22 protein-coding genes and 1 tRNA gene are annotated in these 19841 nt (G+C 70.3%); 11 read left to right on the forward strand and 12 right to left on the reverse strand.

Features of this window, described 5'->3' with window-relative positions; genetic code table 11:
- Positions 1 to 48: 48 nt before the first annotated feature.
- The 6 genes from nhaA to AB0C30_RS05295 form a co-directional block, all read right to left on the reverse strand.
- Positions 49 to 1845 carry a Na+/H+ antiporter NhaA gene (nhaA, locus tag AB0C30_RS05270; protein ID WP_357939841.1) on the reverse strand — a complete coding sequence of 599 codons (1797 nt, stop codon included), beginning with the start codon at positions 1843 to 1845 and terminating at the stop codon, positions 49 to 51.
- 173 nt (positions 1846 to 2018) lie between these two features.
- The gene (locus tag AB0C30_RS05275) at positions 2019 to 2960 is read right to left on the reverse strand and encodes a hypothetical protein (RefSeq protein ID WP_357939843.1); all 942 of its coding nucleotides are present in this window, start codon (positions 2958 to 2960) and stop codon (positions 2019 to 2021) included.
- Between the two features lie 305 nt (positions 2961 to 3265).
- On the reverse strand, positions 3266 to 4768 hold the full coding sequence (locus tag AB0C30_RS05280; protein ID WP_357939845.1) for a M28 family metallopeptidase: 1503 nt from the start codon (positions 4766 to 4768) through the stop codon (positions 3266 to 3268).
- Between the two features lie 177 nt (positions 4769 to 4945).
- Positions 4946 to 5944 carry a lytic polysaccharide monooxygenase gene (locus AB0C30_RS05285; protein WP_357941454.1) on the reverse strand — a complete coding sequence of 333 codons (999 nt, stop codon included), beginning with the start codon at positions 5942 to 5944 and terminating at the stop codon, positions 4946 to 4948.
- A 40-nt stretch (positions 5945 to 5984) separates the two neighbouring features.
- A complete protein-coding gene (locus AB0C30_RS05290; RefSeq protein ID WP_357939847.1) occupies positions 5985 to 7286 on the reverse strand; it encodes a HAMP domain-containing sensor histidine kinase in 1302 nt (433 codons plus the stop codon).
- Positions 7283 to 7960, reverse strand: coding sequence for a response regulator transcription factor (locus tag AB0C30_RS05295; protein ID WP_357939849.1), 678 nt, complete (start codon positions 7958 to 7960; stop codon positions 7283 to 7285). Before AB0C30_RS05295 ends, AB0C30_RS05290 begins: the two co-directional genes overlap by 4 nt.
- A gap of 27 nt (positions 7961 to 7987) precedes the next feature.
- Here AB0C30_RS05295 and AB0C30_RS05300 point away from each other — a divergent pair, with 27 nt between their 5' ends.
- A complete protein-coding gene (locus AB0C30_RS05300; protein WP_357939851.1) occupies positions 7988 to 8527 on the forward strand; it encodes a hypothetical protein in 540 nt (179 codons plus the stop codon).
- A gap of 84 nt (positions 8528 to 8611) precedes the next feature.
- The gene (locus AB0C30_RS05305; protein WP_357939853.1) at positions 8612 to 8992 is read left to right on the forward strand and encodes a hypothetical protein; all 381 of its coding nucleotides are present in this window, start codon (positions 8612 to 8614) and stop codon (positions 8990 to 8992) included.
- Here AB0C30_RS05305 and AB0C30_RS05310 read toward each other — a convergent pair.
- Positions 8968 to 9462, reverse strand: a complete 495-nt coding sequence (locus AB0C30_RS05310) for a DUF523 domain-containing protein (protein WP_357939855.1) — start codon at positions 9460 to 9462, stop codon at positions 8968 to 8970. The two genes, AB0C30_RS05305 and AB0C30_RS05310, sit on opposite strands and share 25 nt — an antisense overlap.
- Complete coding sequence (locus AB0C30_RS05315) at positions 9432 to 10787, reverse strand: MDR family MFS transporter (protein WP_357939857.1); 1356 nt, start codon at positions 10785 to 10787, stop codon at positions 9432 to 9434. Before AB0C30_RS05315 ends, AB0C30_RS05310 begins: the two co-directional genes overlap by 31 nt.
- A 54-nt stretch (positions 10788 to 10841) precedes the next feature.
- On the opposite strand from AB0C30_RS05315, the gene AB0C30_RS05320 reads away from it, so the two are divergent.
- From AB0C30_RS05320 to AB0C30_RS05345, 6 genes are all read left to right on the forward strand, one after another.
- On the forward strand, positions 10842 to 11531 hold the full coding sequence (locus tag AB0C30_RS05320) for a TetR/AcrR family transcriptional regulator (RefSeq protein WP_357939859.1): 690 nt from the start codon (positions 10842 to 10844) through the stop codon (positions 11529 to 11531).
- Positions 11532 to 11541: 10 nt separating this feature from the next.
- Complete coding sequence (locus tag AB0C30_RS05325; RefSeq protein ID WP_357939861.1) at positions 11542 to 11904, forward strand: hypothetical protein; 363 nt, start codon at positions 11542 to 11544, stop codon at positions 11902 to 11904.
- Complete coding sequence (locus AB0C30_RS05330) at positions 11901 to 12281, forward strand: hypothetical protein (RefSeq protein ID WP_357939863.1); 381 nt, start codon at positions 11901 to 11903, stop codon at positions 12279 to 12281. Before AB0C30_RS05325 ends, AB0C30_RS05330 begins: the two co-directional genes overlap by 4 nt.
- Before the next feature lie 29 nt (positions 12282 to 12310).
- Positions 12311 to 12997, forward strand: a complete 687-nt coding sequence (locus AB0C30_RS05335) for an SRPBCC family protein (protein WP_357939865.1) — start codon at positions 12311 to 12313, stop codon at positions 12995 to 12997.
- Between the two features lie 125 nt (positions 12998 to 13122).
- Positions 13123 to 14370, forward strand: coding sequence for an MFS transporter (locus tag AB0C30_RS05340; RefSeq protein WP_357939866.1), 1248 nt, complete (start codon positions 13123 to 13125; stop codon positions 14368 to 14370).
- Entirely contained in the window at positions 14367 to 15188 is an 822-nt protein-coding gene (locus AB0C30_RS05345; protein ID WP_357939868.1) for a metal-dependent hydrolase, read from the forward strand. The genes AB0C30_RS05340 and AB0C30_RS05345 overlap by 4 nt, the downstream gene beginning before the upstream one ends.
- 3 nt (positions 15189 to 15191) lie before the next feature.
- On the opposite strand, the gene AB0C30_RS05350 is transcribed toward AB0C30_RS05345, so the two are convergent.
- Positions 15192 to 15929 (reverse strand): dienelactone hydrolase family protein, encoded by a 738-nt coding sequence (locus tag AB0C30_RS05350; RefSeq protein WP_357939870.1) that lies wholly within the window; start codon positions 15927 to 15929, stop codon positions 15192 to 15194.
- Between the two features lie 90 nt (positions 15930 to 16019).
- Between AB0C30_RS05350 and AB0C30_RS05355 the strand changes: the two genes are divergently transcribed.
- Both AB0C30_RS05355 and AB0C30_RS05360 read left to right on the forward strand, forming a co-directional pair.
- Complete coding sequence (locus tag AB0C30_RS05355) at positions 16020 to 16235, forward strand: helix-turn-helix domain-containing protein (protein ID WP_357648152.1); 216 nt, start codon at positions 16020 to 16022, stop codon at positions 16233 to 16235.
- A gap of 4 nt (positions 16236 to 16239) precedes the next feature.
- Complete coding sequence (locus AB0C30_RS05360; protein WP_357939872.1) at positions 16240 to 16770, forward strand: Clp protease N-terminal domain-containing protein; 531 nt, start codon at positions 16240 to 16242, stop codon at positions 16768 to 16770.
- Positions 16771 to 16838: 68 nt separating this feature from the next.
- Here AB0C30_RS05360 and AB0C30_RS05365 read toward each other — a convergent pair whose 3' ends face one another.
- Positions 16839 to 17732, reverse strand: coding sequence for an RNA polymerase sigma-70 factor (locus AB0C30_RS05365; RefSeq protein WP_357939874.1), 894 nt, complete (start codon positions 17730 to 17732; stop codon positions 16839 to 16841).
- Between the two features lie 76 nt (positions 17733 to 17808).
- On the opposite strand from AB0C30_RS05365, the gene AB0C30_RS05370 reads away from it, so the two are divergent.
- Positions 17809 to 17881, forward strand: a tRNA-Ala gene (locus AB0C30_RS05370).
- A gap of 318 nt (positions 17882 to 18199) precedes the next feature.
- Here the strand turns inward: AB0C30_RS05370 and AB0C30_RS05375 are convergent.
- Positions 18200 to 18775, reverse strand: coding sequence for a dihydrofolate reductase family protein (locus tag AB0C30_RS05375; RefSeq protein WP_357939876.1), 576 nt, complete (start codon positions 18773 to 18775; stop codon positions 18200 to 18202).
- Between the two features lie 129 nt (positions 18776 to 18904).
- Complete coding sequence (locus tag AB0C30_RS05380; RefSeq protein WP_357939878.1) at positions 18905 to 19732, reverse strand: trypsin-like serine protease; 828 nt, start codon at positions 19730 to 19732, stop codon at positions 18905 to 18907.
- Positions 19733 to 19841: the final 109 nt, after the last annotated feature.

The raw sequence follows: 19841 nt of genomic DNA on the forward strand, positions 1-19841 counted from the left end.
CGGCTCCGATACGCACGCATTTCACGCGATCTGTGTCGAGACGCGACCTTACGGGGATTGACGCGCGCTTTCCACCGCCCGGGTGATCGAACGGAGATCCAGGTCGCCCTGGTAGCGGACGCCGTTCAGGAACAGTGTGGGCGTCCCGCGGACGCCGCTCGCCCGGCCCGACTCCTCGTCCCGGTCGACCCGCGCGGCCTGCGCGGGCACGTCGGGCCACGGCTCGACGTCCAGTTCGGCGGCGTAGCGGGCCAGGTCGGTGTCGGTCAGGAAGCGCTGGTTGTCGAAGAGGGTGTCGTGCATCTCCCAGAACCGGCCCTCCATCGCCGCGGCCTCGGCGACCACCGCGGCGGGAAAGGCCCGAGGATGTATGGTCCGCAGCGGGAAGTGCCTGAACACCAGGCGCACGTCGGCGGACTTCCGCAGCAGCTCGCTCAGGACCGGATGGAGAGCTCCGCAGTAGGGGCACTCGAAGTCGCCGTACTCCACGATCGTCACCCGCGCGTCCGCCGGCCCCCGTACGTGGTCGTCGGGTCCCACGGGCTCGGTCAGCAGTACGGGTAGTTCCTCCTCCGGCTCGGCGTCAGGAGGCGCGCACACCCCGCCGCGGTCCCAGGCCATCCGGAAGATCGCCCCGCCCATCAGCGCCGCCAGCAGCGACCCGGCCAGGATGCCGATCTTCGCCTGGCTCTGCACCGCCGGGTCGTCGAAGGCCAGGTCCACGATGAACAGCGCCACCGTGAACCCGATGCCGGACACCGCCGCCCCGCCCAGCAACTGTCCCCAGACCAGGTTGCCGGGCAGGATCCCCCAGCCGGACTTCAGCGGCAGCCAGGTGCCCAGCGAGATGCCGACGAATTTCCCCAGCAGCAGCCCGGCCGCCACTCCGATCGTGATGGGCGAGGTCAAGGCCGTGCGCAGCGTCTCGGCGTCGAGCCGGACACCCGCGTTGGCCAGCGCGAAGATCGGCACGATCACATAGCTGCTCCAGGGGTGGAGCAGGAGTTGCAGCCGCTCGTTGACGGACACGGCCCGCCGCAGCGTGCGCGCCGCCACCCTGGCCGCCTCGGGGCTCGGGTCGCTGGTGAACTCGTGTACGGCCTCGTCGGCGCGGAGCAGCTTGCGGTCGCTGGGCGCGTACACGAACACCAGGATGCCCAGAGCGATGCCGATCAGCGTCGGATGCACGCCGCTCTCCAGCGTGGCCACCCACAGCGCGAACCCGAGCACGATGTACGCGGGCGCCCGCCAGATCCTCAGCCACCGCAGCGTCACGATCGCCGCCAGCAGCGCCGCCGCGACCACCAGGGCGATGACGTCCAGGCTCTCGGTGTAGAAGAGCGCGATGATGATGATCGCCAGCACGTCGTCGACGATCGCCAGCGTCAGCAGGAACACCCGCAACGGCTCCGGGCACCGCGCGCCCACGATGGCGAGCATGCCGAGCACGAACGCGGTGTCGGTGGCGATCGGCACCCCCCACCCACCGGCCGCGGGCCCACCCGCGTTCAGCGCGAGATAGACACCGGCGGGCACCATCATCCCGCCCAGCGCCGCGAGCGCCGGCACCGCGATCAGCCGCCGATCCCGCAACTGGCCGAGCCGCGCCTCGTAGGAGATCTCCAGGCCGATGACGAAGAAGAAGATGGTCATGAGGCCGTCGTTGACCCAGTGGCGCAGGTCGAGCTCGAACGTGGCGCTGCCGAACGACAGGCCCATGTTCGTGTGCCAGAAGGATTCGTACGTGCCGCCCCAGGGGGAGTTGGCCCACAGCAGGGCAAGCAGGGTGGCCGCCAGCAGCACGCTGGTGCTGCCGGTCTCGGTCTTGAAGAACGCCCGCAACATGTAGACCCCCGGCGTCCGATGATAGGCGGCGCGCGGGTGAGACCGAAGATGGGCGGCGAGGTCCGCCTCGCATGGGCCGCCCCACCGCGCTTCAGGGGTGGAGCGGCTGGTCGGAGCACTTCCGGGGTGGTGAGGGGGCTGCTCGGGACAGGAGCCGCGCCGCTACCGGATGCTCACGAGTTCGGGGTGGGCGTGGGGGTCGGGGTCGGGGTCTCGGAGGTTGTCGGGGTCGGGTCGATGGTCGGGGTGTCTGTGGGGGTCTCGGGTGGGGTCACGGTTTCGGTGGGTGTGGGGCAGGCGGTCGGGGTACGCCAGGTCGGCGGGTTCATCCACGACTGCTTCGACTGCCACCAGCCGTGGCCGCGCCAGAAGTTCTTGGTGGGCCTCGACAGGTCGAAGACGTAAGCGGCTGTCGCTGTCGCGGTCGCTGTTGGTGCGGTCGTCTCGGTGGGCGCCAATGTCGCCGTGACTGTGGGCGTCACGGTCGGCGTCTCGGCGGGCGTTTCGGTGGGCGTTTGGGTCGGTGTCTCTGTTGGGGTTTCGGTCGGTGTTTCGGTCGGTGTCTCTGTGGGTGTTTCTGGGGGCGGCGTTGTGCCCGTGTCCTCATTGGCGGTGGCGGTCACCGATACCCAGTCGCCCTCCTTGACCTTGCTGGTCCCACGGCGTCCCGCGATCGTGCGGGTGGACTCGCTGATCGCGTACACCTTCTCGAAGCCGTCCTGGCTCTTCACGGTGATCGAGTCCTCGGCGACGGCGGTCGCCTGCCCGGTCTGGGCGAGCAGCGTGACGACGCCGCAACCGTCCTTGGTCGCCACCGCGAACTCGCCGTGCATCGCACCGACGAAGCCCCAAGGGCTGATGGGCGGCAACTCGGTCGCTGTGGGGGTTTCTGTGGGTGTCTCGGTCGGGGTCTCGGTAGGTGTCTCGCTGATTGTCGGCGTGGGAGTCGGCGTCTCCGTCGGCGTTCCCGACGCCGCGGCGGCCACTCCGATCCCGCTCGTCGCCACCATGGCGATGGTCGCGGCAACGATCAGCGGCCGTGGGACGCGCCTGCGCGGCGCGTCCGGTCCGATCGACAGGTCCTCGTTTGGGTGGTCAGAACGCGTTGGCGTCACTATGTCCTCCAGCTGAGTTGCTCCGATTCAATCCCGGCGGGTCTAAACCGGAAGTAAGCCGGACGGCAGTCACATGTGCCCCGTAGTGCCATCGCGTACCACTGGAAACGGAGAACCGCAGGTGACGGCCCGTTTGGCGCAACTAAGCTAATAATTGATGAACAGGGCCACGCGGCCCCGATTGAGTCGCGAAACGATGATCGAGACGGCGCTGCGGCTGCTCGACGGTACGGCCTCCACCCTTCAGGCTTCCGGACAGCAATGAGCCCAGGCCCCGCGCGGCCCGGGCTCATTGGGTCATTTCCCTACCGGGTGATCTTGACGTCGTCCACGCCCGCCTCGACCAGGCTGGCCCCTGACGCGTCGGCGGCCTCGATCACGATGCGGACGCTCTGCCCGGCGAAGGCGGAGACGTCGGCGGTGGCCGTACTCCAGGCGGCGTCGCGGTTGCTCGCGGCCCCCAGCTGCTGGAACACCGTGCTGGAAGTGTTCCCCACCACCCTGACGCGGAAGAAGTCGGCGCTGGAGGCGTTGCTGCCGTGCGCGAGATACCACGAGAGCGACAGCTTGAGCGTCCCGCCGGTCGGCAGGGTGATCGCCGGTGACTGGATCGAGGTGGTGCCGCCGTCCAGATCGTCCTCGCCCGCACTGGCCCCGGCCAGTCTGCCGGTGACCAGGTCGTTCATGCCGCTCACCGTGGTGCCGAGCTGCTTGGTGCCGCTGGAGGTCGTCGCCTCCGGGTCGCCGCGCTCCCACTGGCCGGTGGTCGCGGTGTCGGTGCCGCCGGCGTTGGTGACCCAGCCGTTGGCGGTCTCGAACGTGTCCGACCAGACGGTCACGGGCGGTGTGGCGGTGGCGATCGTCCAGACGGAGTAGGCGATGGCGTCGGCGTTGCGGTCGAGCGCGGTGTCGTTGATGTTGGCGGTCGTGTCGCAGGACCGGTGGTAGCAGGAGTCGAACGCCTGGCCCGCCGTACCGCCCCAGAGCTGCGCCTGCGCGCTCGACTTGATCCCCTCGGCGCCGGTGAACGTGCCGCCCGCCGCGATGCCGACGGCGATGAACGGGCCGTAGTCGGAGCGGCCGTCGAAGTCGGTGCCGCGGGTCGGGACGCCGATGGAGGAGAAGTACGCCGCCAGGGTCTGTTCCAGCTGCGCCGATCCGGCCGGGCCCGGCCCGGAGCCGGTGCCGTCGGAGTTGTCGCCGTCGTAGAGGAAGTAGCCGGGGTTGGGGGAGCCGACCATGTCGAAGTTCAGGTACGCCTTGATCTTGGTACGTTCGGCGGCCGGCAGGTTGTTCACGTAGAACTGCGAGCCGCGCAGCCCCAGCTCCTCGGCGCCCCACCAGGCGAAGCGCAGGTGCTTCGTGGGCTGTAGCGCCTGGCGCGAGACCTCCAGCGCGACCTCCAGGATCGACGCCGAGCCCGAGCCGTTGTCGTTGATGCCGGGTCCGGCGGTGACGCTGTCGAGGTGGGAGCCGATCATGAGGATGTCGTTGGGGTCGCCGCCCGGCCAGTCGGCGATCACGTTGTAGCCGGTGGCGCCGTTGTAGGTGAACGACTGCAGCGTCGTGGTGTATCCGGCGGCGTCGAGCTGGCCCTTCACGTAGTTGGCCGAGGCCAGGTAGCCGGGCCGGCCGTGCGCGCGGGTGCCGCCGTTGTTGGTGGCGATCGTCTGCAGCTGCGTCAGGTGGGCCTTGACGTTGGTGAGGGAGATGTTCGGTGGTGCCGCCGCGACGGCCGCTGGTGTGGGCGCGCTGAGCGCCAGGGGTAAGGCCAGCGCGAGAGTGCCTAATGCCGCGAGGAGCTTCATCGGGGGTCCTCCGTGGGGGGTGGACAGAGGTCAGGTCGCTAGATCCCGTTCTGGGATGTTTGGCAGGCGCGGACAGCCCCGTAAACAGCCGCGCTGCCTGAACGTAACTAGCGGACTTGATCCTGAGAAGACCCATTTGTCACAGAAGTTCACATGGGGACGGCCAGAGGGCGAGTGTCAGGCCCGTACGGAAACGACCGTGCGGGCCTGGCCGCCGTTCCGGCAGTAGACGATCACCGGGTACGTACCTGCTCGGGCGGCCCTGAACGACGGCGTCCAGGCGGCGGCCGACGCCGGAGCGAACGCCTGGCGCGGGCTGAAGGCGCCGGAGGCCACGCCGCGTACCTTGGACCCACCGCACACCGCCGTGACCGTTACCTGCCCGCCCACCCTGACCGAGGCGGGGCTGACCCCGGCACCCGCGTTGATCGCCGACAGGGCGATGCCGCCGGGCTGCTGGGCCGGCGGAGCGCTGGTCGGCTGCGTGGTGGGCTTGCTGGTCGGGGCAGAGGTGGGGGCGGTGGTCGGGGTGGTCGTGCCGCCGCCGAAGGTCACGTCCGAGCAGGAGTAGAACGCCTCGGGGCTGTCGCTGCGCTGCCAGATGGAGTAGATCAGGTGGCGGCCCTGCTTGGCGGGCAGCTTGCCCTGGAGGTTGTAGGCGCCGTCCGTCAGCGCGGGATCGCGCTGGGTGAGGAACGGCTTCGACTCCAGGTCCGACCACTTGAGCGGCTTCGACGGGTCATAGCCGTCCTTGGTGACGTACAGCTCGAAGGAGCCCTTGTGCGGAGCGGTCGACCGGTAGCGGAAGGTGAACGAGGCGCCGCTCGACATGCTGGTGGCGGGCCAGTCGGCGCGTGCCTGGTCGAAGCCGCGGTACTTGTCGCGGCCCGCGCTGCACAGCTTGCCGTCCGGGATGAGCTCGCGGTGCCTGCCCGCGGCGTTCGCCAGGTTGACCTCGTTCCAGTCGTAGAGCGGCTGGGTGCCGCCGAGTTCCACGGCCTTCTTGCAGGCGGCGGACTTGGGGCTCTCCGGGTTCTCGTTGTAGCAGACCAGGGTCCGGCTGGGCGGGTTGTTCATGGTGCCGTGGGCGTTGGCGACACCGGGCGCGACGGTCAGGACGAGCAGCGTGGGAACGGTGAGGGTGGCGGCGGCGAGCGCCTTGCGCTTGATCTGCATGTAGATCACGTTGAAGCATGAAAAGGGCGAAAAATGCTCTTTAAACCGCTCTTAAGGTTGACTTAGGTGCCTTTTCAGTGCGGCGGATCCAGACCTGGACCTGCGCCCCGCCCAGCGACGAGCGGTCCAGCCGGAGTGACCCGCCGGACGACTCCGCCAGGCGGCGGGCGATGTCCAGGCCGAGCCCGGTCGAGCCGGCGCCGCTGGTGCCCCGCTCCAGCGCCGCCTCCGGGTCCGCGATGCCGGGACCGGCGTCGGAGATCAGGATGCCGACCGTGTCCTTGCCCTCGTGCAAGGACACGCTGAACGCGGTGCCCTCGGCCGTGTGCCGGAACACGTTGCCCAGCAGCGCGTCGACCGCCGCGGTCAGCTCGGTCGCGGGCACCGGCACGCGTACCGGCAGCGTCGCGCCGATGAGCTGCCACGGCCGCTGCTGGTCCTCCGCCAGCGCCGACCAGAACGTCAGCCGGTCGCGCAGCACCTCCGCCGCGTCGCAGACCCGGTCGGCGCGTGACGGCCGCCTGGCTGCGGAGATGATCGTGTCCACCTCGCTCTCCAGCCGGGCCAGCGCCTGCCTGCTCGGCTCGGCCTGCGTGCCGAGCTGGTCGAGGCTGAGCCGGAGCGCCGTGAGCGGCGTACGCAGGCGGTGTGACAGGTCGGCGGCCAGCTCGCGTTCGGCGGCGAGCAGGTGGGTGACCCGGTTGGCCATCGCGTTGAACGCCGTGGCCGCCGCGACCAGCTCCGGCGGCCCCTCGGGGTAGATGCGCTCGCTCAGATCGCCCGCGCCCAGCGCGGTGGCCGCAGAACCGAGCCGGCGGGCCGAGCGGACCACGCGCGCGCCCAGCCGGTCGCCGACGAGCACCGAGCCGAGCACGAGCACCACGGCCACACCCGTCAGCACCGCCCACGACGTGCCGACACCCCGGTTCAGGTCGTCGGCGGGCACGAAGACCTCGATCACCGCGCCCCGGTCACCGTCCAGCGCGACCGGCCGGAGCAGCACCTGGCCCGCAGGCAGCTCGACGGTGTCGGCCCTGGTCTGGGCCGCCGCCCGCGCCACGTCGGCGGCCGGGGCGCGGGACGTGCCCGTGGTCGGGCCGCCGTTGACGTGGATGGCCAGCAGGCCGCGCCGGCCCGCCTCGGTACGCGCCATCGCGTGCGCGAGGTCGTCTGTCTTGGTGGTCAGGACCAGCACCGGGACCAGCGCCGACGCCTGGCGTTCGGCGGCGGAGACCGCCCGGCTCTGCGCCGTCTCCTTGACGATCAGGGCGAGCGGTACCAGGAAGGCCAGCGCCACCATCGAGGTGACGGCGACCATCAGCACGGCCAGCGCGCGTCTCATCGGGGCGCTGACAGCATGAAGCCGACACCCCGGACGGTATGCAGGTAGCGGGGGTTCGAGGCGCTTTCGCCGAGCTTGCGGCGTAACCAGGACAGGTGCACGTCGATGGTCTGGTCGTCCCCGTACGCCTGGTGCCAGACCTCGGTCAGCAACTCCTTGCGGGTGACGACCCGGTCGGCCCGCGTGGCGAGGTAGGCGAGCAGGTCGAACTCGCGCCTGGTCAGCGTGAGCGGCCCGCCGTCCAGCGCGGCCGTCCGCCGGTTGACGTCGACCACCAGCCCGCCGACGCGCAGCACCTGTGGCGGCGGCGCGGACCTGGCCCGGCGCAGTACGGCGTCCAGCCGGGCACCCAGGTGGTCGCCGGAGAACGGCTTGACCAGGTAGTCGTCGGCTCCCGCCTCCAGCAGCCTGACGATCTCGGCCTCGTCGTCGCGGGCCGTGGCCACGATGACCGGTACGTCGGAGATGCCGCGCACCATCTTCAGCGCCTCCGAGCCGTCGAGGTCGGGCAGGCCGAGGTCGAGGATGACGGCGTCCGGCGGGTTCTGCGAGATCTCCCGGAGCGCGTCCAGGGCGCAGCCCGCGCTGCGCACCGCGTGCTGCCGGCCGGCCAGCTCGCGGATGATCGCCGATCGGACGAATTCATCGTCTTCGACTACAAGAACCGTCGCCATGCGCACCAACCGTCCATAATTCGTCCCATGCGTCGAGCCCTCGGATACATCGTGGTCTGGTGTGGAGCCACCGTGATCGCGGTCTCAGTGTCGTGGTTCGGCGTGCGCGGTGTCTTGCGTACCGAGTTCGTGGACGATGTCCAGGTTGAGCCGTTCCTGGCGCAGGCGGTCGCGGACGGCGACCGTACGCCCGGCCAGGCGCCCGCTCCCGCCAAGACGTCCGCTCCCACCAGGACGCCCACTCCCACGAAGACGCCTGCCCCCACGAAGACGCCCACACCTACCAGGACGGCGGCTCCCACCAAGCCCGCGGCGCGGAAGACGCAGGCGCCCGCACCCACCAGCACCCCGAAGAACCTGCGGGTGGTGTCGGTGAAGGGCGGCGAGGTGGCGTTCACGCTGGGCCCCGACGGCTGCCGCCTGGTGTCGGCCACTCCCAGGAGCGGCTACTCCACCAAGGTCGCCAGGAACACCGGCTGGATCAGGGTGGACCTGGTCAAGGGCGAGCACGGCTCGGGGGTCTGGTGCATCAGTGGCGAGCAGCGCACCGACACCTGGGAGTACTGATGGCGCTCACTACTACGGACGGAGTAGCCGAGCCATAGCCGTACAGCCGATTCCCAGCGCTGCCCCAGGTGCGAACGTGACCGCATGGACGCACTGCGGAAAGCGCTGGGAGCCCTCTCAGCGGCCTACGCGCTGATCTTCTTCTGCGCGGCGCTGCTGCACACCGGGCTTCCGCTCGGCCCGCTGCGCGAGCCCGTGATCGTGCCGGCGACGATCGTGGAGACGCTCTGCGGCCTGGCCATGCTCGTCGGCGCCCGCGGCGCGCTGAGCCGCCGGCCGTGGGCGTGGGACGGCTTGTTCCACACCCACGCGGGCGCGCTGGCCGGGGTGCTGATGGGGATACTCGCGATGGCGTTCGGCGCGGGCGAGACGACCGCACTGAACACCTGGTATCACCGCACGATGGCGGCACTGTTGATCGCGGGCCTGGCCGCCGCCGGTTACGTGTCGAGGGTACGCAGATAGGCATCGGCTTCGGCGATGTGGTCCTCGGTGAAGACGCGGATCCCGTTGAGCTCCAGCAGCGCCGTGGTGACGCCCTGGCCGGGTGTCCGGCGGCCCCGGAACGTGCCGTCGTAGACGGTCAGCGAGCCGCACGAGGGGCTGCCCTCTTTAAGCAGCGCCACCCGGACGCCGAAGGAGCGGGCGACGGCGAGCGCCGACTGCGCGCCCGCCAGGAACTCGGCCGTGACGTCGGACCCGTCGGCGGTGAGCACGCGGGCGGCTCCCGACAGCACGGCCGCGCCGCTGACCCCGCCCTCGATCTCGGCGGCCGGGCGCGGGGTCGGCAGCCCGCCCTCCACCTCGGGGCAGAACGGCACCAGGCGGCCCTCCTCGCGCCAGGCGGCGAGCCGGGCGTCGGCGCTGGTCTTGGCGCCGCCGTCGTAGCGCACCCGCCGGCCCATCAGGCAGGCGCTGACGAGGACTCTCTCCATACCGACGATTTTAGGAGCGCGATCGGCACCAGCGAGACGGCGGCCAGCGCGATCGCGCAGCCGAACGCGTAGGTGAACGGCTCGGCGACGCCCGCCCTGGTGAAGACCTGCAGGAGTACGGCCAGCAGCGCCACGCCGAACGACGACGCCAGCCGTACCGAGATGTTGCTCAGCGTGGAGGCGGCGGGCATGGCGGCCCGGTCGAGCGTCTTGAACGCGGCGGCGGCCACGGAGGGCGCGACCAGCCCGTGCCCGAGGCCCAGCACGAACATCGGGACGACCCCGCCGAACAGCACGAACCCCAGCACGCCGAGCGTCGCCAGCGCCACGCCCGCCGCACCGACCCCGCGCGGCCCGCTCCGGTCGGTGAGCTTGCCGGCGATCGGCATGGTCAGGGCCGCGCCGACTCCCATCGGCGCCAGCAGCAGTCCCGCGTCCAGCGCGTCGCCGCCCTGGGCGAGCTGGCTGTAGAGGGGGACGAGCACGGTCACGCCGAACAGCGCCGCCGAGTAGCAGATCAGCGCGACCACCGCGGCCGCGAACGTACGGTCGCCGAACAGCCGCAGGTCGAGCAGCCCGCCCGGCGTCCGTACCGCCCGCACCGCGAACACCGCCACCAGCGCGAGCCCGCCCCACAGCGCCGGATGGGCGAGCGAGGCGCCGTTGCCCACCTCCGACAGGCCGTACACCAGCGCGGCCAGGCCGGGGGAGAGCAGCGCCAGGCCGAGCACGTCGAGGCGGCTCCCGCCGGTCGGCTGCCCGCCGGGCAGCAGCTTGATCGCGGCCACCAGGGCGATGACGCAGACGGGCAGGTTGATCAGGAAGAGCCAGTGCCAGTCGAGGTCGCGCACGATCACGCCGCCGAGCACGGGCCCGAGCACCGGGGCCAGCATCGCGGGCACCGAGATCATGGCCATCGCCCGGCCCATCCGGTCCTGGCCCGCTACCTGGGCCATCATCGCCTGGCCGACCGGCATGAGCAGGCCGCCGCCCAGCCCCTGGACCGCGCGGAAGGCGATCAGGGCGCCCACCGACCAGGCCGTGGCGCTCAGGGCGGAGCCGCCGGCGAACAGCACCAGCGAGGTCAGCCAGACCGCCTTCGTGCCGAACCGGCCGACCGCCCAGCCGGTGATCGGGATGGTCATGGACAGGGCCAGCAGGTAGCCGGTGATCACCCACTGCATGGTGGCGAGCGTCGTGTGGAAGTCGCGGGCCAGGACGTTGACGGCCACATTCATGATCGTCGTGTCGAGAATCGTCATGATCACGCCCAGCAGGACCACCAGGCCGGTCGTTTTGAGGGGATCTCGTACGCTGTATCGCATGACGTACACCGTAACACTTCTCGTACGGCGTATCGCCCCGCTTAGACTGGGCTCGTGAGTTCCGTCTGGTCGCGGCCCGCGCCGCAGCGACGCCCCGCGCTGACCCGGGAGGCGATCGTGGCCGCCGCGATCGCGATCGCCGACGCCGAAGGGCTGGGGGCCGTCTCGATCCGGCGTGTGGCCACCGAGCTGGGCGCCCGCGCGATGACCCTTTACTCCTACATCGAGCGCAAGGAAGACCTCCTCGACCTGATGGCCGACGAGATCGCCGCGGAGGTGCTGGTCGACGAGCCGCTGCCGGAGGACTGGCGCGAGGCGATCCTGACCATCGCCCGGCGTGAGCGGGAGATGGTGCTCCGGCACCCGTGGCGGGTCGACCTGGTCTCCCAGCGCGTCTCCGTCGGCCCCAACGGCCTGCGTCATGTCGAGCAGTCGCTGGCCGCGCTCGACGGGCTGGCGGTCGACCAGCTGGCCAAGTGGCGGATCCTGGCCGCGATCGACGACTACTCGCTGGGCTTCATCGTCCGCGAGTCGCTGGAACGCGCCGCGCCCCGCCGGATGGGGGTCAGCGACGCCGAGCGGACCGCCCTCGCCGAGCCCTACATGCGGGAGCTGGTCGCCAGCGGCGCGTTCCCCCGGCTCGCGCCGCTGATCGAGGGCGGAGTGGCGGGCGCCGACGACACCTACGAGCGAGGTCTCAACTGGCTGCTGGACGGAATCGAGGGCGACCTACCCGGGCGATAGCCTTTTCCCGATGAACACCACCGTCGCCACGATCGTGATCGTCGGCTCGCTGCTGCTCGCCCTGGCGAGCCTGATCGCCGCGATCCGCAACCGGTCCATGGGCATGATCCTGCTGGTCGGGTTCGCCGTGCTGGAGGTGGCGGTGCTGGTCCAGGCGGGCATCGTGATCGCCGCAGTGGTCGGCGGCCAGGGCCCCGCCGAGAAGGGCACGCTCTACGGCTATCTCGCCGGCCAGGCGGTCATCCCGCCGGCGGGCGTCTTCCTCGCGCTGGCCGAGCGGAGCCGGTGGGGGCCGGCGATCCTGGTCGTGGCCGGGTTCGCGATCGCGGTGATGACGGGCCGGCTGATGCAGATCTGGCAGGGCCTCCCGTGAGCGGGCCGGCGATCGGCAGCGGGCCGGGCCGGGCGCTCGTCGCCGTCTACGGGCTCTTCGCGCTCGCCGCAGGCGCGCGGGCCACCGTGCAGATCCTCACCAAGTTCGGCGAGGCGCCGCTGGCCTACACGTTGTCGGCGCTCGCCGCACTGGTCTACATCCTGCTCACCGTCGCGCTGGCCCGTGGCGCGCGCACCCTCGCGCTGGCGGCGCTCGGCGTGGAGCTGGCGGGCGTGCTGCTCATCGGCACGGCCAGCGTCCTCGATCCGGCCGCTTTCCCGGAGGCCACCGTCTGGTCGGTCTACGGGAAGGGTTACCTGTTCATCCCGCTGGTCCTGCCGTTCGTCGGCCTCTACTGGCTGCTGCGCAGGCGTTAACGGGCCGAGGGCTCGGGCAGGGGCCCCTCATGAGCACGATCGAGCACTCCGTAGATGTCCAGGTCCCCGTCAGGGTGGCATACAACCAATGGACGCAGTTCGAGAGCTTCCCCGAGTTCATGGAGGGTGTCGAATCAGTCAAGCAGCTCAGCGACACACGTACGGCATGGGTCACCGAGATCGCGGGAGTCAAGCGCGAATTCGAGGCCGACATCACCGAGCAGCACCCGGACGAGCGGATCGCCTGGCGATCGGTCGACCGGCCGCACCAGGCGGGCGTGGTGACCTTCCACCACCTCGACCCGAACACGACCAAGGTCACGCTCCAGATGGAGTACGACCCTGAGGGCTTCGTCGAGACGGTCGGCGACTGGCTGCAGATCGTCCGCCTGCGCATCAGGAACGACATGGAACGCTTCAAGTCGTTCATCGAGGCGCGCGGCGGCGAGACCGGCGGCTGGCGCGGCGACGTGCCCGGGCCGCACCAGAGCGGCTCCGGTTACGACCAGGGCGACCAGCCGGTACCGCCCGTGACCGGGGACCGGCCGACGCCGCCCGGTGGTGGTGATCGGCCGATGCCGCCCGGCACCATCGGCGGTGGCGGCGAGTTCCCCGGCGGCGCCACGCTCCCGCCGCCCGGCCCCGTGCCGAGCCCCCCGCCCGGCCCGGTGCCTCCGCGTGACGAGCCGCCGCAGGAGCCGCGCCCCATCCTGTGATGGCTTTACCGCAAACCCCCCGGGTGTTCTCGGGGGGTTTGCCATGTTTAGGAATAAATGCGGGTTTCGGGCCTGTTAACATGGCGATTCATCCCATGACTTGATGAGTGGAGGACCGTCCCCGCATGAGCGTGCTCGTCCAAGAGACCGACCAAGAGTCCAAAGGCAGATCCCTTGTCTGGCTCCTCGTGCTGGGAATCGTTCTCGCGGCGCTCAACCTGCGTACCGCCGTCACCAGCGTGGGCCCACTGCTCGACCAGCTCGCCGGCGCGCTCGGCATGTCGAGCGTCGGCACCGGACTGCTCACCACGCTACCCGTGCTGGCCTTCGCGACGGTCGGCGCCGTCACGCCCACGCTGGCCAGGCGCGTCGGCGAGCACCGGCTGCTGCTGCTCGCGCTCGTCACGCTCGGCGTGGGCCTGCTCGTACGCTCGCTGGTCGACTCCGCGCCGGTGTTCCTGCTGAGCAGCGCGGTCGCGCTGTCGGGCGGGGCCGTCGGCAACGTGCTCATCCCGACGCTGATCAAGCGTCACTTCCCGGGTCGTACCGGGGTCATGACCACCGTCTACACCGTGGCGCTGGCCGTCGGCACCATGCTCGCCGCCGCGGCCACCGTGCCGATCGAGCGCGCGTCAGGTGACTGGCACATCGCGCTCGGCGTGTGGGCGGCCCTGGCCGCCGTCGCCGTCATTCCGTGGCTTGCGCTCCTGCGCAGTGAGCCGGAGCGGCGCATCGGCCAGGAGGACGCGGGCATCCGCCGGCTCGTCAGGAGCAAGCTGGCCTGGATGGTCGCGATCTACTTCGGCACCCAGTCCATGATCGCTTACATCATGTTCGGCTGGCTCGCCACCATCCTCACCGACGGCGGCTACACCACCGGCCAGGCCGGGCTCCTGCTCGGCGTGTTCACCGCGTTGAGCATCCCGGTCTCGATCCTGGTGCCCGTCCTCGCCTCCCGCTTCCGCGACCAGCGGCCGGTCGTCGTCGGGCTCGTCGCCTGCTACGCCATCGGGTTCGCCGGGCTGTGGCTCGCGCCGATCTCGACGGCGGCGGTCTGGGTGACGTTCGTGGCGATCGGCATGGGGTCGTTCCCGCTGGCGCTGATGATGCTCGCCCTGCGTACGCGTACGCCGGAGACCACCGCCGCGCTGTCGGCGTTCGGGCAGAGCGCCGGCTACCTGATCGCGGGTGCGGGGCCGCTGCTCGTGGGGGTGCTGCACCAGATGACCGGTGGGTGGACGCTGCCGTACGCGCTGATGTTCGCGGTGCTGGTCGTGCAGCTTCTCACCGGGCTGTACGCGGGACGTGACCGGTATCTCGAGGACGAGTCCCTGCCGGTGAACAAGCCCGTCCCTGCCAGAATGGGCGGATGAACTCGACAGTTGTCACCTTCCCCGACGGTCATGTCAGTGGCCGCTCGGAAATCGTCGGGGCCGTGCCGGCGGGGGGCCGGCACGGTCTCGTCGTCGCCGAAACACCGTTCCACCCGCTCGATCACACCTGGCCGGACCAGCCCGCCGACCGGGGCACGATCGGCGGGCTGCCGGTGGCCGACTGCGTCACGGGGGCCCAGTCGGGCACCGGCGAGATCTTCCTCGGCCCCGACATCCCGGTACGCCGGGGCACCGAGGGCTGGGCCTGGCTGGTCGTCCACGTGACCGAGACCCCGCTGCCCGTGGGGACCGAGGTCGCGCTGGAGGTGGACCCCGGCCACCGGGCGGCCCTGTCGGCCGGGCACACCGCCTGCCACCTGGCCGCGCTCGCCCTGAACGCCGCCCTGGCCGGGCACTGGCGCAAGCCCGCGGCGCCCGACGGGCTCGGCCACCCGGACTTCGACCAGAGCGCGATCACCTCGTCGCGGATCTCCCCCTTCGGCAGCGAGGACGTCTACCGGCTCGGCAAGTCCCTGCGCAAGAAGGGGTTCTCCGCCGAGGGACTGGACCTCTCGCAGGTCACCTCGGAGGTGAACGACCGGCTCAAGGCGTGGGTCGCGGCCGACGCGGCGGTCTGGCTCGACGTGCCGGGGCCCGGGCTGACGGCCCGCCGTACGTGGCACTGCGCGCTGCCGGAAGGGGAGACCTCGATCCCGTGCGGCGGCACGCATGTCCGGGGTACGGCGGAGCTCGGGGTCGTCACGGTCGAGCTGGATCTGGCGGATGCCGCGCTGACCATGCGTACTACTTGTCGCTGAGGACTACTTGTCTCTGAGGAAGGCGAGCACCCGCTGCCAGGCGTCGGCGCAGGCCTCCTCGTGCCCGGCGGCGGTGGCGTCGAAGAAGCCGTGCGGGGCGCCCGGGTACGTGATCAGCTCGTGCGCCACCCCCGCCTCCGTCAGCGCCTCGCCGAACTCGCTCACCTGCTCACCGGTGATCTTTTCGTCGGCGCCCCCGAACAGGCCCAGGATCGGCGCGCCCAGCTCGGCCGCGTGCTGCGTCGGCCCGGGACCGTACGGGCCCACGATGCCCGGCGCGCCGTAGAAGCCGATCACGCCCGCCAGCCCGAAGCGCGGCGCCGATGCCAGGAACGCGTTGCGCCCGCCCGCGCAGAACCCGAGCGCCACCGCCGGCCTGCCCAGCCGGTCGGCCGCGGCCATGATGTCGTCCTGGATGCTCTCCCTGCCGAGCTTGGAGACGTGCTCCATGAAGGGGAAGTCCTCGCCCCGATCGTCGTCGGTGGCGGTCCTGCCGTAGTAGTCGATGGCGATGGCCGGGTGACCCTGCTCCGCCAGCCGTACGGCCAGCTGCTTGTAGAAGTCGTGCAGCCCGCGCAGGTCGGGCAGGATGACCACGCCCGGCCCGCGGACGTCGTCGGGACGAGCCTCGTAGGCGGCGAACACGGTGCCGTCGGCCGAGGTCAGCCTTATGCCGGAGGCGCTCGTGCCGGTGATGGGGGCGGTGGGGACGGGTGGTTGCGCATCGTCGTCGTAGCACATGATGGGGCGAAATTACCAAAGCACCGACTCGGCCGACAGGCGTGTCAGCATGTGTTGACAAGCGGATGCTTGTCAGCGCATGCTGACACCATGAAGGTCAACGAGCTGGCCGAGGCGGCCACCGATCGCGATCCCGGCGTGGGTCTGGCGGCCGTGGCCGCCCTGAGAGCTCTGCTGGAGGAGCTCGAGGCCACGCACGTGTCCAACGCCCGGGACCAGGGGTGGTCCTGGGAGCAGATCGCCGACGCCCTCGGGGTCAGACGGCAGTCCGCGCACCGCAAGCACGCCCGCCGAGTCGGAAGGTAGCCACATGCTCGCCAGATTCACCGACCCCGCCCGCCGCACGCTGATCAGGGCCGGCACGCTGGCCCTCGACGCGGGGCGTCCGGCGCTCACCCCTGACCTCCTGCTGCTCGCCCTGGCCGAGATCCGGCCCTTCTCGCTGGAGCGGTTCACCGTGACGGCTGAGGATGTACGGGGGCAGGTGGATCTCGGTGACGCCCGTGAACTGCTCGCCACCCTGGGGATCGACCTCGACGCCGTGCACCGCCGTACCAGGGAGGGGACCTCCGACCCCGCGCGGTGGCGACTGACGCGATCACGCCTCAAGCCGCTGCGGATGACCCTGTACGGGCCGTTGGGCGCGGTACCACTGGCCATGCACGCGCGCAAAGCGGTGGAGGTGGCGATGTGGCGGCCGGGGGCGGTGACGGGGGAGCGGCTGCTTTGGGGGTTGTTGGCCGACTATTCGAACGGAGTGGGGCGGATTCTGCGGGACGGCGGGGTGGACTTGCGGGCGCTGGTGGAGGAGGCGGGGATACCGGTGGCTCGGACGGCGTAGCGCGGGGTTATCGGTGACCCGGACGGTGGAGGCGGGGATGCTGGTGGCACAGGCGGCGTAGTGCTGCGTCAGGACGGGGCGTCGATGTGGGTGATCTTGTCTGGGTTCGCGATGAGGTAGATCGTGTCGATCTTGCCGTCCGTGACGAGCAGGGAGATGACGGTGACGACCCGGCCCGCGGCCGAGGCGACTATGGCGGGTGCGCCGTTCACGTTCGCCAGATCGTACGACAGGGTGACCAAGTCGCTTACGCCGATCGAGGCCATGAACTTGGCGATGCCGCCGGGGGTAACGATGGACGTCATGAAGCGCGTCACGTTCGCGGCGCCGGTCAGGGCGCGCAGCGGGGACCGGGCCTTGCCGCCGCCGTCGCTCACCAACGTCACGTCGGTGGACAGCAGCTCGATCAACCCGTCCAGGTCACCGCTGGTGGAGGCGCGGATGAAGCGTTCGGTGATGCGCCGCCGCTCGCCGCGGTCCACATCGAAACGGGGCCGCTTCTCCTGTACGTGATCGCGGGCGCGCCTGGCCAGCTGCCGCGTGGCGGGCTCGGCCCGGCCGATCACCTCGGCGATCTCGGAGAACGGCAGATCGAACGCCTCCCGCAGCACGAACACCGCCCGCTCCAGCGGCGAGAGCGTTTCGAGCACCACGAGCAGCGCGAACTCGACGGAATCGGCCAGCTCCGCGTGCTCCGCCACGTCGGGCGCGGTGCTGATGGGCTCGGGCAGCCAAGGGCCGACGTACGACTCGCGCCGCGACTTCGCCCACCGCAGCCGGTCGATGGCCAGCCGCGACGTGATCCTGACCAGGTACGCCTTGGGGTCGGCGACGGTCGTCTCATCCACGCCGGACCAGCGCAGCCACGCCTCCTGCACCACGTCCTCGGCATCGGTCACGCTGCCCAGGATCCGGTACGCGACGCCGGTCAGCAGGCCGCGGTGGTCTTCGAAGGTCGACATGAGACTTAAGACGTATCACGGGGGATCGTGTGTGACACAGCCGCCGCAGGATTCCTATACACTGAGATCGCACCAAGGGGCTATAGCGCAGCTGGTAGCGCACCTCCATGGCATGGAGGGGGTCTGGGGTTCGAATCCCCATAGCTCCACTCGATCGGCGGGGTTTTCGTGGTTGCTCGCCCCCTACGGGGGCTTCGCTTCCCCACGGCGACTTTGTCGAGATGGCGCGCCTCGCCAAGTGATCCACGATCTCGTTGTACGGCTGCTCCGCTGTGTGGCCGAGAAACCGCACCGCTCTGCGGGACGTCATCTCGGTTGATCGTGTGACTACGTTCGCCCGCATGGGCGCAAGTCGCGGGAGGCCGTTTCCCCGTGTTGGGGCTTCTTCGGCCCCAGCGGCTTCACGGGTTCTAGGCGTTCGTGGTCGGCGAGGTTGCGGAAGCCCAGGGCGGACGCCCCGTCGCCGATCAACCGTGTCGGGTCGGCCGGTAGGTCAGTACCTGCGTGTGGCCGTCGAAGGTCCGGGCCTCGAGCAGTTCGAGGTCGAAGTCGTCCGCACCGTCGAAGATCCGGTCCACGCCGGTCGTCCCGGAGATCACTGGGAAGACCGTTACCTCGATGGCGTCGATCAGGCCGGCGTTCAGCAGTGTCCGGTTGAGGGTCAGGCTGCCGTGGGAGCGCAGCGGCACATCGGATTCGGCCTTGAGGCGCGTGACCACCTCGACAGGGTCGCCGGACTCGATGGTCGTGTCCGGCCAATCGAGCGGCTCGGTCAGCCGGCTGGAGAGCACCGTGACCGGGGAGTCGAACATGCGCGTGATCCACCCGTCGAACAGGCTGCGGTCGAAGCCCGCGTCAAGGAACGGCGCGTTCGACGAGTAGGTCTTGGCCCCGAGCACCATGCGCAGCGGGTCGCGGTAGGCGGCGGCGCGATGGGCGAGGAATTCGGGGCCCTGCTTGCTCCAGTAGCCGCCCCAGTCGCCGTTGTGGTTGGCGAAGCCGTCGAGCGTGGAGAAGATGTCGAAGGTGTACGTGGCAGTCATGGGTGTCTCCTTGCGGGAAGTTGGCCGCGCCTGCTTTGTCGCGGCCTCACCCTTGCTACGAACACCACCGCCCCGATCCGACACGTCTCCCGGATTTGTGGCAAAACTTTCCGGGCTCATCCAGGGGCACTACCGGAGGTCGGCAGAAGCGCTGGCAGCTTCGGGAAGAGGAACGTACTTGCCGAGGAACTGCCGGGCTGTCGGCTTGTCCAGGCGGTAGTCGTAGTTGGTTCCCTTGCAGGCGTCGTCGGCCCCGCTGATCGACGTGGCCACGAGGAGGTGCGAGTCGGGGCCGCCCAGGAAGTTCGGGCCGCCTGAGTCGCCGAAGCAGGTGCTGCCGTCCCCATGGGAAGCCAGGGACAGGTCCAGCCATTTGGCGGACAGGTTCTCGAAGGAGATGGACGCTTGGCGGCGCGTGTCGGTGTAATGCCACTGCTCGCCGTGCCCTCCCTTGTCCTGGGCGCCGTGCTCACCCTTGGCCGGGGAGAGGGCGCCGTACCCGACGGGGGTGAAATGGGCGGACTTCAGCTTGCCGTCGGCCTTGAGGCGGTCGAGCATGCCCACCTCCGGCAACTGGGCCGGGCGGATGCCCGTGACGGGCTTGTCGAAGACGACGACTGCCATGTCGTGCAGATCCGAGTCCGTCGTGAACCGCGGGTCGGGGATGTACCGGCCGGAGTAGAGCTGGTCGCCGCGCGTGTAGTGGTGGGCGAAGGAGACCTGGGCCGTCTTCTGATTCCGCTCCCCGCAGTGCGCGGCGGTGAGGAAGACCGTCGGCGAGACGAGGGTGCCGGTGCAGTACGCCCAGGTACCGTCGGAGTGCGGCTTCTCGGCGACGAGGGCCCCTACTTCCGGGTGGGCGTCACCGTCGTCCGAGCCGTTGGTGATGGCTGCCGCGGGCGTAGCTGAATAAGCAACCGTGGCCGCAATAACTAGGACAAAAGGGACGTAACGCATCTGAGGAGTGTAGGCGGAACATAGCCTCCGCATGGAATACCGTGCAAAAAATTTACCTCCGCCAGGGCTGATGTGACGCTTGTGAGTGCGGGGACGCGGGATTCGGCGA

It is taken from the genome of Nonomuraea sp. NPDC048901 (assembly GCF_040649695.1).
Lineage (GTDB): Bacteria > Actinomycetota > Actinomycetes > Streptosporangiales > Streptosporangiaceae > Nonomuraea.

Bases quoted from the DNA above. Each gene is read 5' to 3' on its own strand.
- nhaA (WP_357939841.1), bottom strand. From the start codon at position 1,845: ATGTTGCGGGCGTTCTTCAAGACCGAGACCGGCAGCACCAGCGTGCTG.
- AB0C30_RS05280 (WP_357939845.1), bottom strand. From the start codon at position 4,768: ATGAAGCTCCTCGCGGCATTAGGCACTCTCGCGCTGGCCTTACCCCTG.
- AB0C30_RS05285 (WP_357941454.1), bottom strand. From the start codon at position 5,944: ATGCAGATCAAGCGCAAGGCGCTCGCCGCCGCCACCCTCACCGTTCCC.
- AB0C30_RS05290 (WP_357939847.1), bottom strand. From the start codon at position 7,286: ATGAGACGCGCGCTGGCCGTGCTGATGGTCGCCGTCACCTCGATGGTG.
- AB0C30_RS05295 (WP_357939849.1), bottom strand. From the start codon at position 7,960: ATGGCGACGGTTCTTGTAGTCGAAGACGATGAATTCGTCCGATCGGCG.
- AB0C30_RS05300 (WP_357939851.1), top strand. From the start codon at position 7,988: ATGCGTCGAGCCCTCGGATACATCGTGGTCTGGTGTGGAGCCACCGTG.
- AB0C30_RS05305 (WP_357939853.1), top strand. From the start codon at position 8,612: ATGGACGCACTGCGGAAAGCGCTGGGAGCCCTCTCAGCGGCCTACGCG.
- AB0C30_RS05310 (WP_357939855.1), bottom strand. From the start codon at position 9,462: ATGGAGAGAGTCCTCGTCAGCGCCTGCCTGATGGGCCGGCGGGTGCGC.
- AB0C30_RS05315 (WP_357939857.1), bottom strand. From the start codon at position 10,787: ATGCGATACAGCGTACGAGATCCCCTCAAAACGACCGGCCTGGTGGTC.
- AB0C30_RS05325 (WP_357939861.1), top strand. From the start codon at position 11,542: ATGAACACCACCGTCGCCACGATCGTGATCGTCGGCTCGCTGCTGCTC.
- AB0C30_RS05335 (WP_357939865.1), top strand. From the start codon at position 12,311: ATGAGCACGATCGAGCACTCCGTAGATGTCCAGGTCCCCGTCAGGGTG.
- AB0C30_RS05340 (WP_357939866.1), top strand. From the start codon at position 13,123: ATGAGCGTGCTCGTCCAAGAGACCGACCAAGAGTCCAAAGGCAGATCC.
- AB0C30_RS05345 (WP_357939868.1), top strand. From the start codon at position 14,367: ATGAACTCGACAGTTGTCACCTTCCCCGACGGTCATGTCAGTGGCCGC.
- AB0C30_RS05350 (WP_357939870.1), bottom strand. From the start codon at position 15,929: ATGTGCTACGACGACGATGCGCAACCACCCGTCCCCACCGCCCCCATC.
- AB0C30_RS05355 (WP_357648152.1), top strand. From the start codon at position 16,020: ATGAAGGTCAACGAGCTGGCCGAGGCGGCCACCGATCGCGATCCCGGC.
- AB0C30_RS05360 (WP_357939872.1), top strand. From the start codon at position 16,240: ATGCTCGCCAGATTCACCGACCCCGCCCGCCGCACGCTGATCAGGGCC.
- AB0C30_RS05365 (WP_357939874.1), bottom strand. From the start codon at position 17,732: ATGTCGACCTTCGAAGACCACCGCGGCCTGCTGACCGGCGTCGCGTAC.
- AB0C30_RS05375 (WP_357939876.1), bottom strand. From the start codon at position 18,775: ATGACTGCCACGTACACCTTCGACATCTTCTCCACGCTCGACGGCTTC.
- AB0C30_RS05380 (WP_357939878.1), bottom strand. From the start codon at position 19,732: ATGCGTTACGTCCCTTTTGTCCTAGTTATTGCGGCCACGGTTGCTTAT.